Origin of the sequence: Bradyrhizobium sp. SZCCHNR3119, assembly GCF_032487775.1 — a bacterium.
Taxonomy (GTDB): Bacteria; Pseudomonadota; Alphaproteobacteria; order Rhizobiales; family Xanthobacteraceae; genus Bradyrhizobium.
In genome coordinates this window covers 5725485-5740312 of sequence record NZ_JAUEUV010000001.1, presented here as the reverse complement: position 1 = coordinate 5740312, position 14828 = coordinate 5725485, and the positions used below count along the sequence as shown (strand labels likewise).

Below are 14828 nucleotides of genomic sequence, written 5' to 3'. Positions count from 1 at the left end.
GCAACCCGCGCGGTCATGCGTACGCCGCGCGGACCACTTGGCCGCTGGCCGCTGACCTAAAACCGCCCTCTCCGGCCGACATGCGAGCGGCACAACGGAGTATGGTCCCGGCTTTCACCGGGACCTCTATCGGATGCGATGACCGCTTACGCCTTCGCCGGCTCCAGGATCGAGACGTAGTTGGCCACTGCGGCGCCGCCCATGTTGAAGATGCCGCCGAGCTGCGCATTCGGCAGCTGCATGCCTTCCGGCGCCTGACCCAAGAGCTGCATCGCGGTCATCACGTGCATGGAGACGCCGGTGGCGCCGATCGGATGGCCCTTGGCCTTCAGGCCGCCCGACGGATTGACCGGCAGCTTGCCGTCCTTCTGCGTCCAGCCCTCCTTGATCGCGCGCGCGCCCTGCCCCTTCGGCGTCAGGCCCATCGCTTCGTATTCGATCAGCTCGGCCACGGTGAAGCAGTCATGGGTCTCGACGAAGGAGAGATCTTCCAGCTTCACGCCCGCCTTCTCCAGCGCGCGCTGCCAGGCCACGGTGCAGCCCTCGAATGCGAGGATGTCGCGCTTCGACATCGGCAGGAAATCCTGCGCATGCGCGGTGGCACGGAAGTTCACGGCCTTGCGCATGCTCTTGGCCGTCTCCGCGTCCGCGAGCACCAAAGCAGCCGCGCCGTCCGACACCAGCGAGCAGTCGGTGCGCTTCAGGGGGCCGGCGACATAAGGATTCTTCTCACTCTCGGAGCGACAGAACTCGAAGCCGAAGTCCTTGCGCATCTGCGCGTAAGGATTGGCGACGCCGTTCTTGTGGTTCTTGGCGGCGATCATCGCCAGCGCATCGGACTGATCGCCATACTTCTGGAAATAGCCTTGCGCGATCTTGCCGAACACGCCGGCGAAGCCGCCGACCGTGTCGCCATCCTCAGGCAGATACGAGGCCTTCAACAGGTTCTTGCCGATCTCGGGTCCGGGCGTGCGGGTCATCTGCTCGACGCCCACCACCAGCACGATCTTCGCGGCCCCCGCCTGGATCGCGCGGAGGCCCTGCTGCACGGCGGCTGAGCCCGTCGCACAGGCGTTTTCCACCCGCGTCGCAGGCTTGAAGCGCAGCGCCGGATCGGCCTGCAGCACCAGCGAGGCGGTAAAGTCCTGCGGCGAGAAGCCGGCGTTGAAATGGCCGAGCACGATCTCGTCGACGTCGCCGGCGGCGATGCCGGCATCTGCCATCGCCTCATTGGCGACCTTCACCACCAGGCTCTCCACCGTCTCGGCGTCGAATTTGCCGAACGGCGTATGCGCCCATCCCACGATGCTGGCTGTCATCATCTTGCTCCTAAATTCTCTTCGAGGCGATCAGGCCACGAACTTACCACCGAGTTCGTCCTCGATGTGAATACGGATGATGTCATCGAAGCTATGCTCTTCCGTGGTGAATCCAAGCTCGCGGGCGCGCCTGGCCTCGAAATTGCGCGGCCAGCCGTCGACGATGCCGATGATGAAGGGATCCGGTACGCGCTTGATCCGCGCCGCCACCTTTTCTCCGGCGACACGCTTGAGCGCGGCAATCTGCTCGCCGACTGTGGCGGAGAGCCCGGGCATGGTGAGGTTGCGGCGCGGGCCGATCCTGGCGGTGTCCATGGTCGCGGCATGCAGCAGGAAGCCGACCGCCGAACGTGGCGTCGCATGCCAATGGCGGACATCCTCGGACACCGGCAGCACGGCTTCCTTGCCCGCCAGCGGCTCGCGCAGGATGTTGGAGAAGAAACCGGACGCCGCCTTGTTGGGGAGCCCCGGCCGGATGCAGATGGTCGGCAGACGGATGCCGACGCCATCGAAGAAGCCGCGGCGGGTGTAATCGGCCAGCAGCAGCTCGCCGATCGCCTTCTGGGTGCCATAGCTCAACAGCGGCGTATGGAAGAATTCGTCGCCGATCGCCTCCGGGAACGGCGCCCCGAACACCGCGATCGAGGAGGTGAAGACCAGGCGCGGCTTGTAGCCGTCGCCGATCAATCTGATAGCGTCGAACAGCATCCGGGTGCCGTCGAGATTGATGCGATAGCCCTTATCGAAATCGAGCTCGGCTTCGCCGGAGACGATCGCGGCGAGATGGAAGATCACGTCGGGACGCGCAGCGACGAGCTTCTCGGCAAAGCCGGGCACGGCGAAGTCGCCGGCGACGATGTCGACCGGACACGTCGCTTTTTCGGGTTTGGTTGGCGCCACGACATCCTGCAAGGTCAGCCGGCTGATCTCAGCGCTGCCGAGGCGGCCGTCGCGCACCAAGCGCTCGACCAATTTGCGGCCGACCATGCCGGCCGCGCCCAGAACCAGGATATGCAAAGAGGTCACTCCTTAATGCGTAGGATGGACAAAAGCGCAAAGCGCCGTGCCCACCGCGGGATCACGTGAAGGTGGTGGGGGCACGCTTCGCCTTGCCCACCCTGGGGCAGCTGCGAGAGCGGCCCTACTCCTTCACCGCGCCGGTCATCGCCGACACATAATGCTCGACGAAGAAGGCGTAAAGGATCACGAGCGGCAGCGAGCCGACCAGGGCACCGGCCATCAGCGAGCCCCATTTGTAGACGTCGCCGTCGACGAACTCGTTGACGATCGCGACCGGCACCGTCTTGTTCGGCGTCGATTGCAGGAAGGTCAGCGCATAGATGAACTCGTTCCAGCACAGCGTGAACGAGAAGATGAAGGCCGAGATCAGCCCGGGCACTGCGAGCGGCACCACGATCTTGACCAGGATCTGCCAGCGGCTGGCGCCGTCGATCAGCGCGCATTCCTCGAGCTCGAAGGGGATGGTCTTGAAGTAGCCCATCAACAGCCAGGTAGAGAACGGGATCAGCAGCGTCGGATAGACCAGGATCAGCGATAGCGGCGAGTCGAACAGGCCATAGGCCTGGATCACGGAGGCCAGCGGGATGAACAGGATCGACGGCGGCACCAGGTAGGCGAAGAAGATCAGGATGCCGACCGTATCGGCGCCTTTGAAACGGAGACGCACGATCGCATAGGCTGCAAGCACGGAGGCGATGATCGACAGCGTGGTGGCGCCGACAGCGACATACATCGTGTTCCAAAGCCAGCGCGGATACTCCGTCTCGAACAGGAGCTTGTAGATGTGCTTGAAGGTTGGATGCACAACCCAGAACGGGTTGTAGGTGTTCATGTCGATCAGCTGCTCGTCCGGCTTGATCGAGGTCAGTCCCATCCAATAGAACGGGAACAGCAGCACGACCAGGATGATGAACAGCGGCAGATAGAGCGTCACCAGCCGTCGCGGCAACGACTCCAGATAGCTCATGCCCTCGCTGTCGTCGGAGGCTGCAAGAGCGGCAGCCGCAGCAGCGGTCTTCGTTTGCAGCGTGGTATCGGTCATTGGTCGGCTCCTTGCTGCCATTTGCGCCGTTGCATGCCGAACCAGGAGATCGCTATGGCGGCGACCAAGAACGGGATCATCGCGGTTGCGATCGCGGCGCCCTCCCCTAACCGCCCGGAGATGATGCCACGTTGATAGCTGAGCGTCGCCATCAGATGCGTCGCGTTGACCGGACCGCCGCGAGTGAGCGCCCAGATCAGCTGGAAGTCGGTGAAGGTGAACAGAACCGAGAACGTCATCACCACCGCGATGATCGGGGTAAGAAGCGGATAGGTGATGTAGCGGAAGCGCTGCCAATTGGTGGCGCCATCGAGGGTGGCCGCCTCGTAGAGCGAGGGCGACACGGTCTGCAGGCCCGCGAGCAGCGTGATCGCCACGAACGGCACGCCGCGCCAGATGTTGGCGATGATGACCGAGGCGCGCGCCCAGTTGGCGTCGCCGAGGAAGTTGATGTTGTGGCTGATGACGCCGAGCTTGATCAGCGACCAGGAGATGATCGAGAACTGCGCATCATAGATCCACCAGAACGCGATCGCCGACAGCACCGTCGGCACGATGAAGGGGATCAGCACGATGGCGCGGATCATCGCCTTGAACGGCATGCGCCGGTTCAGAAGCAGCGCGAGATACAGCCCGATCGCGAATTTGATCGCGCTCGCGACGATGGTGTAAAGCAGCGTGTTGAACACCGCGAGCCAGAAGATCGCGTCATCCCACAGCCATTCATAGTTCTCCAGCCCGATGAAGATGCCGCTACGGCCGATCTTCTCGTCGGTGAAGCTCATCCAGACGCCGAGCCCCAGCGGATAGGCCAGGAACAGGATCAGGAAGGCCGCGGCCGGCAGCATGAACCACAGTGCGATGAAGTTGCGGTTGGTCTGCAGCCGCGACCATCTGGACGGCTCGCCGATGCCGGCGGCGCGTGGCAGTGAAGTCTGAATGGTACTCATTCGCAGTGCAGCTCCAATCTGAACTGTAGGGTGGGCAACGCGAAGCGTGCCCACCGATATGTCCCGTCGAGTAGATGGTGGGCATGGCGCTCCGCGCCTTTGCCCACCCTACGCCGTCTCGCTCACCTCGGGATCCCGGGTCCGATGCCTCGCATCGCCCTCGGAATGACAGCACGTACGCAGGGCAGGCAAAGCGAGTCACGCCCACCCAGCGTCCAGGTCACGTTCTCAGCGGAAGATACGTTTGGCCGAACGCTCCGCCGTGGTCATCGCCGTCTTCACATCCTCGCGTCCCGTACAGTAGTTCGCGAACATGTCGACCACGACGAAGTCGGCGATGGCCGCTGCCGGCCCCTCGCCCATCTTGCCAACGCCGGCCGGTGTCACCGCCGTCGCCGCGACGTCGCGGTATGGCGTATTCTTCGGATCCGCAGTCCAGATCGGGTTGGCGTCGTAGGCCTTGAGGAAGTGCGACAGATAGCCCTGCGCCGCCTCGATCCAGGGGTTGAACTGCGCCGGCTCCAGCAGGAACGCGGTGAACGCCTTGCAGGTCTGCGGATATTTGGTGAAGTTGTAGACCAGGATCGGGAAGCCAAGATGCAGCTCGCGCGTCTTGCCGTCGAGACCGGCCGGCAGATGCGCGTGGTTCATGTCCTCGGCGACCTGCGGATTGTCCTTCTTCGCCGCGACATAGATCGAGATGCCGTTGACCGTCAGATAGAGCTGGCCGGCGACAAAGGCCTTGTTGTTGGACGAGTCGTTCCAGGACGCGGTGCCGGGGACGAAATTGTCGTACAGGCCCTTGACGTATTCCAGCGCCTTGGCCGTCTCCGGCGAGTTGATGACGACCTTGTTGTTCTTGTCGATCAGATTGCCGCCATGGGCCCACAGCGCCCAGTGCAGCCAGCCATTGGCGTCGCCCGAGGCGTGGCCCAGAGCCATGCCGGCCGGCGTGCCGTTCTTGTTCATGCCCTTGATGAGATCGGCAAAGCCCGCGAGGTCCTTCGGGAATTCCTTGTGACCGGCCTTTTCCATCGCCGAGATGCGATAGTTGACGAGACCGCCGGTGGCGGCCACCGGAATGCCGATCCATTTGCCGTCGAGCATGCCATAGGCCTTGCCGGAGTCGGTCCAGCCGTCGGCGACCTTGCCGAGATGGTCGGCGACGTCGCTCATGTCGGTGCATTTGCTCGGAAACAGGAACGGCAGCGAATAGAGGCCCCAGACCATGTCGAGCCCCTGCCCCGTATTGGCCGCGACCGAGGCCTTGGGCTGGATGTCGTCATAGGATTCGTTGGAAACGTTGATCGTGACGTTGTTGGCCTTCTGGAAGGCATCGACGATCTTCATGAAGGCCACGTCCTCGGCCTCGACGAAGCGCTTCCAGCGCAACAGGTTGATCTTGGCACCCGCTTCCGGCTTCCACGGCGAGCTCTGCGCCCAGGCCTTGGCATAGCCGAGCAGCTGTTCGCTGGACATGGTCGCAGCGGCGGCCAGCATGGTCGCGCCGCCCTTGAGCAGCGAGCGCCGGTCGGTCAGGAAATCTGCCATCTGAAGTTTTCTCCCATTTCAATATTTTGATTGTTTGTTGTTGTCGTTCGCGTCGAACGGCAGGCGGCTAAATCCTCCGGCCGTTATCCTTGTCGAACAGATGCGCCGCCGACGCGCGCGGACGCAGATGGATCTTCTCGCCGGGATTGACCTCGTGGCGATCGCGAAATACCGCGATGATGTCCTGGGTGCCGATACGGGCGACGATCTGGGTCTCCGACCCCGTCGGCTCGACAACGACCACCTCGGCTTCGATCCCGTCGCTGGCGAGTTCGAGATGCTCCGGCCGGACGCCATAGACCACCGGACGCCCATCCGAGGCCGTGGGCGCGGTCATCAGCGGCAGCTTGGCGCCATTGTCGGTCTCGACATAGGCCGATCCGTTGGACTTCAGATGTCCGTTGAGGAAGTTCATCGCCGGCGAGCCGATGAAGCCGGCGACGAACTGGTTATCCGGCTTGTCGTAGAGATCGAGCGGCGATCCCATCTGCTCGACGATGCCGTCATGCATCACTACGATTTTGTCGGCCATGGTCATGGCCTCGATCTGGTCGTGGGTCACGTAGACGGTCGTGGTCTTCAGCCGCTGGTGCAGCTCCTTGATCTCGGTGCGCATGGCGACGCGCAGCTTGGCATCGAGGTTGGAGAGCGGCTCGTCGAACAGAAACACCTGCGGATCGCGGACGATGGCGCGCCCCATGGCGACGCGCTGGCGCTGGCCGCCGGAGAGCTGGCGCGGATAGCGGTCGAGCAGCGGAGTGAGAGCCAAAATCTCGGCCGCACGCGCAACGCCACGCTTGATGTCTTCGGGCTTGGCGCCGCGCAGCTTCAGCGAGAAGCCCATATTGTCGGCGACCGTCATGTGCGGATAGAGCGCGTAGTTCTGGAACACCATCGCGATGTCCCGCTCTTTGGGCTGGACGTTGTTGACGACGCGCTCGCCGATCGAAATGGTGCCGGAGGTGATGTTCTCGAGGCCGGCGAGCATGCGCAGCAGCGTCGACTTGCCGCAGCCGGAAGGACCGACCAGCACGACGAACTCGCCGTCCTCGATCGGGATGGTCACGCCGTGCAGGACCTCGAACCCGCCGAACGATTTCCGCACGTCGCGAATATTCACAGACGACATCAATTTCCTCCTCGATGACCGGCAGCTTTTTGCTGCGTGCCGCCGGCGTTCCTGCCGTTCTTGTTCTCGGTCGCTTTTGTTGTTCTTGTTGTTTTTGTTCTTGTTATTCGTTTTGTCGTGCTCGCCGCGTCCGGACTGCACCCGAATTCGGCGGGTATTGTCGGCAGTTTATCCGGCTTTAGCAATGGTTCGATTAGCAACCGCGTGATAGCGCTGTCAATATCCGCTTGTCAGCCGGACCGCCGATGCTTATGAGCGATCCATGGGACGGAAACGGATCAAGCACGGCAAAGTGCGGCTGACCGAAGTCGCGGAGCTTGCGGGCGTCAGCCCGATCACCGTGTCACGTTTCTTCCGCAATCCGCAGACGGTATCGCCGCGCCGGCGCGTCCGCATCGAAAGCGCCGCCAAGGAACTCGGCTACGTGCCGAACCTTGCCGCGCGGGCCCTGGCCTCGCAGCGCACCGAGGTGATCGGCGCGCTGATCCCCTCCCTCACCAACAACGTGTTCTCGGACGTCCTGCGCGGCATCTATGACGCGTTCGAGGGCAGCCGTTACAGCATCCAGCTCGCCAACACCCGCTACAGCGTGCTGCAGGAAGAGCGCCTGCTGCGGCTGTTTCTGATGCAGAAGCCCGCCGGGCTGATCGTGACCGGCATCGACCAGACTGCGGACAGCCGGTCGATCATCGAGGCGGCCGACTGTCCCGTGGTCCAGATCATGGAGCTCGGCTCCGAGCCGATCGACATGATGATCGGTTTTTCCCACGTCGACGCCTGCTATGGGGCAATTTCGCACCTTCTCGACCAGGGCTGTCGCCGCATCGGCTTCGTCGGCGCACGCATGGACCCCAGGGTGCAGCGGCGGCTACAGGGGTATCAGAAGGCGATGAAAGATGCCGCCCTGCTCGATCCGCGCCTGATCGTCACCACGACCGCGCCGACATCGGTGACGCTCGGCGGCAGCCTGTTCTCAGACCTGATCGCCAGGGCGCCGGAGATCGATGCCGTGTTCTGCGCCAATGACGACCTCGCCATGGGCGTGATGTTCGAATGCCAGCGCCGGCACATCGCGATCCCCGATCAGATGGCGATCGTCGGCTTCAACGACATGGAGTTCATGGCGGCTGCCGTCCCGACGCTGAGCAGCGTCCGCACCAATCGCTACGAGATGGGCAACCGCGCGGCCACCATGATCGTTGATGCCATCGAAGGACGCGCGCCGGACCCGCGCGTCGTCGATCTCGGCTTCGAGGTCATGCAGCGACAGAGTTCGACCTTGCACGTGCGGCCAACGATCTGCAGTCCTGCGCAGGCCGGCGCGACGGAACAAAATGGTAGCGCAATCAAATACCCGGGCTTAGAACAGACTTGAACGAAACACGTCGTCCATGTTCAAGGACGAACCAATGCTGCATCCTTGCGGCGCAAGGTCGCGCCTCGGGAAGCCAAATCGAGACGCCGGTGGTTACCAACCGGCCTTGCCACTTCGCAGTGCGGGAGGAATGAATGACAAAAACCAACGGCCACGCCGGCAATGGCGCGGACAAGAGCCGCAAGCTGCGCTCGCAGGCATGGTTCAACGATCCCACGAACCCCGGCATGACTGCGCTCTATCTCGAGCGCTATCTGAATTACGGCCTGACCCGCGCCGAACTGCAGTCGGGCAAGCCGATCATCGGCATTGCACAAACCGGCAACGACCTGTCACCGTGCAATCGCCACCACCTCGAATTGGCACACCGCGTCCGCGAAGGTATCCGCGCCGCCGGCGGCATCGCGATGGAGTTTCCTACCCATCCGATTCAGGAGACCGGCAAGCGGCCGACTGCGGCACTTGACCGCAACCTGGCCTATCTCGGTCTTGTGGAAATCCTGTTCGGCTATCCGCTCGATGGCGTGGTGCTGACGACCGGCTGCGACAAGACCACGCCCGCCTGCCTGATGGCGGCCGCGACCGTCAACATTCCCGCGATCGTGCTGTCGGGCGGGCCGATGCTGAACGGCTGGCACGAGGGCGAGCGCACCGGCTCGGGCACCGTGGTCTGGAAATCGCGCGAGCGGCTTGCCGCCGGCGAGATCGACTATGAGCAGTTCATGGAGATCGTGGCGTCGTCCGCGCCCTCGATCGGCCATTGCAACACCATGGGCACGGCGTCGACCATGAACGCGCTGGCCGAAGCCCTCGGCATGTCGCTGCCGGGCTGCGCCGCAATCCCCGCCCCCTATCGCGAGCGCGGCCAGATCGCCTACGAGACCGGCACCCGCATCGTCGACATGGTGTGGGAGGATCTGAAACCGTCCGACATCCTCACGCGGAAGGCGTTCGAGAACTGCATCGTGGTGAATTCCGCGATCGGCGGCTCGACCAATGCGCCGATCCACATCAACGCGCTGGCCCGCCATATCGGCGTCGAACTCAACATCGACGATTGGCAGAAAGTCGGCCACGACGTGCCGTTGCTGGTCAACATGCAGCCGGCCGGCTTCTATCTCGGCGAGGAATTCCATCGCGCCGGTGGCGTGCCGGCCGTGATCGGCGAGTTGATGCGGCAGAAGCGCATCCACGAGGACGCGATCACGGTGAACGGCCGCCCGATGGGCGACAATTGCCGTCAGGCGCCCAAGCCCGACGGCGACGTGATCTGGAGCTACGACAAGCCTCTGGTGAAGGATGCCGGCTTCCTGGTGCTACGCGGCAATTTGTTCGATTCCGCGATCATGAAGACCAGCGTGATCTCCAAGGAATTCCGCGACCGCTACTTGAGCAATCCGAAGGACCCGAACGCGTTCGAGGGCCGCGCCATCGTGTTCGACGGCCCGGAGGATTATCACCACCGGATCGAGGATCCCGCGCTCGAGATCGACGAGCACTGCGTGCTGTTCATCCGGGGCGCCGGTCCGATCGGCTATCCCGGCGGCGCCGAGGTGGTGAACATGCAACCGCCCGCGGCGCTGATCAAACGCGGCATCCACTCGCTGCCCTGCATCGGCGACGGACGGCAGTCCGGCACCTCCGGCTCGCCGTCGATCCTCAACGCCTCGCCGGAAGCCGCCGCCGACGGCGGTCTCGCCATCCTCAGGACCGGCGACCGGGTGCGGATCGATCTCAACAAGGGCAGCGCCAACATCCTCATTTCCGACGAAGAGGTCGCCGAACGCCACGCCGAGCTGAAGGCGAAGGGTGGCTTCCCGTATCCGGCCAACCAGACACCCTGGCAGGAGCTCTATCGCAAGACGGTGGGCCAGCACGCCACCGGCGCCTGCATGGAATTCGCGACGCGCTATCACGACATCGCCGGCAAGGTCGGCGTCGCGCGCCACAACCACTGACGCTGTCATTCCGGGGCGCGCATAGCGCGAGCCCGGAATCCATACTCCCGATCGTGGTTATGGATTCCGGGCCCATCGCTTCGCGATGTCCCGGAATGACCAACAAACAGACGAGACACCCAGGGAGATACCATGTCCGACCGCCTCAAGGGCAAGCGCGCCTTTGTCACCGCAGCCGCCGCCGGGATCGGCCGGGCCTGCGCCATCGCCTTTGCCCGCGAAGGCGCCACCGTGTTCGCCACCGACATCGACGAGAAGGGTCTCGCCACGCTGAAGAGCGAAGGCATCAGTGAGACCGCCGTTCTCAACGTCCGCGACACCGCGGCCGTCAACGCGCTGGCCGACCGCGTCGGCAAGGTCGAGATCCTGCTCAATGCTGCCGGCTTCGTGCATCACGGCACCATCCTCGACTGCTCGGACGAGGATTTCGATTTCTCCTTCGACCTGAACGTCAAGTCGATGCATCGCACGATCCGCGCCTTCCTGCCGAAGATGCTGGAGGGTGGCGGTGGCGCCATCGTCAACATCGCCTCCGCCGCGGGCGTGTTCAAGGCCGCGCCCAATCGCTACGTCTATGCGGCGACGAAGGCCGCAGTCGGCGCGCTGACCCGCTCGGTCGCCGCCGATTTCGTCGGCAAACGGATCCGCTGCAACTGCATCTGCCCCGGCACGGTGGAAACGCCGTCGATGCTCGGCCGCGCCGCCGCGGCAGGTCCGAACGGGCTGGAGACGTTCATCTCGCGCCAGCCGATGGGCCGGCTCGGTACCGCCGAGGAGATCGCGCATCTTGCGGTCTATCTCGGCAGCGACGAGAGCGCGTTCACGACCGGCGTGGCACACTGCATCGACGGCGGCTGGACACTGTAAAACAATCTCCGTCATTCCGGGGCAGCCCGCGCGACAAAATGGCAAGGCCATTTTGCGCGGAGGGCTGAACCTGGAATCTCGATCTGAGGAGCACGCAAGCCAATCTCGGGATTCCGGGTTCGCGCTTCGCGCGCCCCGGAATGACGGTCACGAATAGTTTGGGGGAAGGACACCATGAACCAGATCGACCTCAATAACCGCTGCGCCGTCGTCACCGGCGGCGCGCAAGGGTTCGGCCGCGCCATCGCCGAGCGCTTCGTGGCCTCCGGCGCCAGGGTCGCGATCTGGGATCACGATCTGGCGCTCGCCGAGAAGACCGCCAGGGAGATCAGTCCCGCGGTGATCGCGCTCAAGGTCGATGTCACCAACACCGCAGCGGTAGAGACGGCACGCGACGAAACGATCAAGGCGTTCGGCCGCATCGACATCCTCGTCAACAACGCCGGCATTGCCGGCGTCAACAGGACGGTGTGGGAGACCGACCTCGAAGAATGGCGCAAGGTACTGCGCATCAATCTCGACGGCCCCTTCATCTGCTGCAAAGCGATCGTGCCCGTGATGCTCGAGCAGAAATATGGCCGCATCGTCAACATCGCCTCGATTGCCGGCAAGGAAGGCAACCCGAACGCCGCGCATTACTCCGCCTCGAAGGCCGGCCTGATCGCGCTGACGAAATCGCTCGGCAAGGAGCTGGCGCAGCACGACATCACGGTCAATGCCGTCACACCGGCAGCGGCGAAAACCGCGATCTTCGACCAGATGACGCAGACTCACATCGACTTCATGCTCTCGAAGATACCCAAGGGCCGCTTCGTGCTCGTCGAGGAGTTGGCGGCGATGGTCGCCTGGCTCGCCTCGGAGGACTGCGCCTTCTCCACCGGCGCCGTGTTCGACATTTCCGGCGGCCGCGCGACGTACTGACGCCGCCAGCCTCACGCGGCAGGCTTCGATTTGGCCGCGGGACTCTCGGTCGTCGCGATCCAAATGCCGGCGAACACGGCCACAATGCCGGCGACGAGGTTCCAGCGCAGCGGCTCGTCGAGAAGAAACGCTCCGACCAGCGACGCGGTCACCGGATTGACGGTTACGGAGATCGCGACCCGGGTCGGCGTCGTCCGCACCAGCGCGAACGCCCAGAGATAGAACGTCAGCGCTGCGCCGAGCGCGCCGAGATAGACCGCGGCAATCCATTGTGGCGCTCCGAAGGTGGCGACCGGCGCGAAGCTGCCGCGCCAGCGGGAAAGAAGGATGAGGGCGACCGCGCCGATCCCCATCGAGAGCGCGGTGAAGCCGATCGGGCTGGCGCGGCGGATGAACGGCTTCGACCAGATGCTGTAAAGCGCCATGCACAACGCGGCGCCGACCATCAGCAGATCGCCGCGCCAAGCGCCGGCGGGGGCAGACGACAACCCCGTCAGCAACGCCAGCGCGACGCCGACCGTTGCCAGCACCACGCCGGCGGACTTGCGCCAAGTGAGCCGCTCGCTGCCGAGCAGCGCGCCGATCACCATGGTCAGGAGCGGCAAGGTCGAGAGCGCGAGTGCGCCGCGCGCCGCGGTCGTGAAGATGAGGGACGCATTGAATAGGACTGGAAACAGCCCGAAGTACAACAGTCCCAAGAGCACAACGCCCAGCCAATCGCCCGCCGAAGGCCAGCGGTCGCCTCTCAGATAACCCAGCGGCAGCAGCAGCAGAACGCCGATACCGAAGCGAAAAGACCCGATGGCGAGCGGATCGATGACCGGTGCCAGGTAGCGGGTGGCGCCGATCGAGGTGCCGCCGAGCCCACTCGATAGCACTGCTGCCAGAACACCCCAGCCTTCTCCACCCAAGTCGAGTCCTCCTGTTGCGCAGATTCCGAAATTCGTATCGTTTTTCGCAGCACCTTGCCGACCAGAGTAAGAACGAGCTACCAATCAACAAATGGAATTTTATTGATACGCCTGATCACGGTGCGTGATGAACCAGCCGCCTCTCGACCCGGACCTGCTCAAAGCCTTCGTCGCCGTGGTCGACCATCGCTCGTTCACCCGCGCCGCCAATATGCTCAACCGCACCCAATCCGCCGTGAGCATGCAGATCAGGCGGCTGGAGGATCGGCTCGGCGTGGCGCTCTTCCGTCGCAGCAAGGCCCGCGTCGATCTCAGCCCGGCGGGCGAGCATCTGCTCGGCTACGCCCGCCAGATTCTCGCGCTCAATGACGAAGCGATCGCGCAACTCGGCGAGAGCAAGATCACGAGCGTCATCCGGCTCGGCGTCATGGACGATTACGGCACCAGCGTCATGCCTCCGCTGCTCGCGCGCTTCATGGCCAGCCATCCGGGAATCCATGTCGAGATGGAGACCGGCCTCACGGCGACAATGCCGGCCCGGCTCGGCGAGGCTTACGACCTCGTCGTCGCGATGCATCCGGAGGGCTGCGGCGACGGCGAATTCCTGCGACGCGAGCAGGCGGTCTGGGCCGTTGGCCCTGCCCCCCTCGAGACCCGTGATCCGCTGCCCGTCGCGCTCTATCCACGAGGCTGCCTGTTCCGCGACTGGGCAATGACCGCGCTCGATGACGCCAGACGCCGCTGGCGTCTCGCCTTCGTCAGCCGCAGCGCCGCGGTCGAGTCGATCGCCGCGCAAGGTTTCGCCGTCACCGTGGTGAAGGCCGGCACCTTCCCGTCGCGGCTTCGTCCGCTGTCGGGACGAGACGGCATGCCGCCGCTTCCCGCTGCCGAAATCCGGCTGCATCGCGCCCCACGGCTGTCGAAAGCCGCCGAGCGCCTCGCGGACCATCTGCAAGATGCACTGACCCAGCGCACCCCGCCACGACATCTGCGGTCATTGCAGGGCCGGAGCGAAATGCCGTAGCGGCTGAGAGCGACGGAGGCTATCTAATGGCGTGAGCCGTCTGGAACCAAGCTGTTGAACATCTCCCTTTACGCCATCTCCACCTGGGTGCTGCCGTTGGTCGTCGCGATCACCTTCCATGAGGCCGCGCATGGCTTCGTGGCCTGGCGGTTCGGCGACGACACCGCGTTGCGACTGGGGCGCGTGAGCGCCAATCCGCTCAGGCATATCGACCCGTTCGGCACGCTGCTGCTGCCCGCCCTGCTGTTGTTCTCGGGCTCGCCGTTCCTGTTCGGCTATGCCAAGCCGGTGCCAGTCAATTTTCGCAATCTGAAGCCGCTGCGCACCGGCATGGTGATGGTGGCGCTGGCCGGTCCCGCCACCAACATCCTGTTGGCGCTGGTGGCGGCGCTCGCATTCCACCTGATGCCCCTGGTCCCGCCGGATGCTGCACGCTGGGTGGCCCGTAATCTCTACAATGCGCTGACGATCAACATCATGCTGGCGGTGTTCAACATGCTGCCCATCCCGCCTCTCGATGGTGGCCGGGTCGCCGTCGGCTTGCTGCCGCGACCCTTGGCCGCGGCGCTGGCGCGTTTGGAACCCTTCGGGATGCTGATTCTGCTGGCGATTTTGATCCTGCTGCCCTTGGCGGGCGCGCAGTTCGGTCTAAATCTTGATTTTGTGTCAAGGCTGCTCCGCGTCACAACCGATTCAATCTTCCAGCTCCTTCTGCTATTGACCGGCAACACCTAGTGCGGCGAATTTGAAGCACTAACCAC

At 64.0% G+C, this 14828-nt stretch carries 13 protein-coding genes; 6 read left to right on the top strand and 7 right to left on the bottom strand.

Annotated elements, in window-relative coordinates; all coding sequences use genetic code 11:
- Positions 1 to 146: 146 nt before the first annotated feature.
- The 6 genes from QX034_RS26470 to QX034_RS26445 form a co-directional block, all read right to left on the bottom strand.
- Positions 147 to 1319: an acetyl-CoA acetyltransferase gene (locus QX034_RS26470; protein ID WP_315745389.1), complete on the bottom strand. Its 1173-nt coding sequence runs from the start codon at positions 1317 to 1319 to the stop codon at positions 147 to 149.
- Positions 1320 to 1349: 30 nt separating this feature from the next.
- Positions 1350 to 2336: a D-erythronate dehydrogenase gene (gene denD / locus QX034_RS26465; RefSeq protein ID WP_315766358.1), complete on the bottom strand. Its 987-nt coding sequence runs from the start codon at positions 2334 to 2336 to the stop codon at positions 1350 to 1352.
- Between the two features lie 124 nt (positions 2337 to 2460).
- A complete protein-coding gene (locus tag QX034_RS26460) occupies positions 2461 to 3381 on the bottom strand; it encodes a carbohydrate ABC transporter permease (protein WP_315705276.1) in 921 nt (306 codons plus the stop codon).
- Positions 3378 to 4331: a sugar ABC transporter permease gene (locus QX034_RS26455; RefSeq protein ID WP_315766347.1), complete on the bottom strand. Its 954-nt coding sequence runs from the start codon at positions 4329 to 4331 to the stop codon at positions 3378 to 3380. Before QX034_RS26455 ends, QX034_RS26460 begins: the two co-directional genes overlap by 4 nt.
- A 228-nt stretch (positions 4332 to 4559) precedes the next feature.
- Complete coding sequence (locus tag QX034_RS26450; RefSeq protein WP_316196014.1) at positions 4560 to 5882, bottom strand: ABC transporter substrate-binding protein; 1323 nt, start codon at positions 5880 to 5882, stop codon at positions 4560 to 4562.
- 67 nt (positions 5883 to 5949) lie between these two features.
- Positions 5950 to 7011: a sn-glycerol-3-phosphate ABC transporter ATP-binding protein UgpC gene (locus tag QX034_RS26445; protein WP_315745391.1), complete on the bottom strand. Its 1062-nt coding sequence runs from the start codon at positions 7009 to 7011 to the stop codon at positions 5950 to 5952.
- Positions 7012 to 7273: 262 nt separating this feature from the next.
- Between QX034_RS26445 and QX034_RS26440 the strand changes: the two genes are divergently transcribed.
- The 4 genes from QX034_RS26440 (at position 7274) to QX034_RS26425 (ending at position 12132) form a co-directional block, all read left to right on the top strand.
- Complete coding sequence (locus QX034_RS26440; RefSeq protein ID WP_315745392.1) at positions 7274 to 8386, top strand: LacI family DNA-binding transcriptional regulator; 1113 nt, start codon at positions 7274 to 7276, stop codon at positions 8384 to 8386.
- A 134-nt stretch (positions 8387 to 8520) separates the two neighbouring features.
- The gene (locus tag QX034_RS26435) at positions 8521 to 10344 is read left to right on the top strand and encodes an IlvD/Edd family dehydratase (RefSeq protein ID WP_315745393.1); all 1824 of its coding nucleotides are present in this window, start codon (positions 8521 to 8523) and stop codon (positions 10342 to 10344) included.
- A gap of 132 nt (positions 10345 to 10476) precedes the next feature.
- The gene (locus QX034_RS26430; protein ID WP_315705270.1) at positions 10477 to 11211 is read left to right on the top strand and encodes an SDR family oxidoreductase; all 735 of its coding nucleotides are present in this window, start codon (positions 10477 to 10479) and stop codon (positions 11209 to 11211) included.
- A gap of 174 nt (positions 11212 to 11385) precedes the next feature.
- Entirely contained in the window at positions 11386 to 12132 is a 747-nt protein-coding gene (locus tag QX034_RS26425) for an SDR family NAD(P)-dependent oxidoreductase (protein ID WP_315768100.1), read from the top strand.
- 11 nt (positions 12133 to 12143) lie between these two features.
- Here QX034_RS26425 and QX034_RS26420 read toward each other — a convergent pair whose 3' ends face one another.
- On the bottom strand, positions 12144 to 13043 hold the full coding sequence (locus QX034_RS26420) for a DMT family transporter (RefSeq protein ID WP_315705268.1): 900 nt from the start codon (positions 13041 to 13043) through the stop codon (positions 12144 to 12146).
- A 127-nt stretch (positions 13044 to 13170) separates the two neighbouring features.
- On the opposite strand from QX034_RS26420, the gene QX034_RS26415 reads away from it, so the two are divergent.
- A complete protein-coding gene (locus QX034_RS26415) occupies positions 13171 to 14067 on the top strand; it encodes a LysR family transcriptional regulator (RefSeq protein ID WP_315768102.1) in 897 nt (298 codons plus the stop codon).
- Positions 14068 to 14121: 54 nt separating this feature from the next.
- Positions 14122 to 14802, top strand: a complete 681-nt coding sequence (locus QX034_RS26410; RefSeq protein WP_315745395.1) for a site-2 protease family protein — start codon at positions 14122 to 14124, stop codon at positions 14800 to 14802.
- Positions 14803 to 14828: the final 26 nt, after the last annotated feature.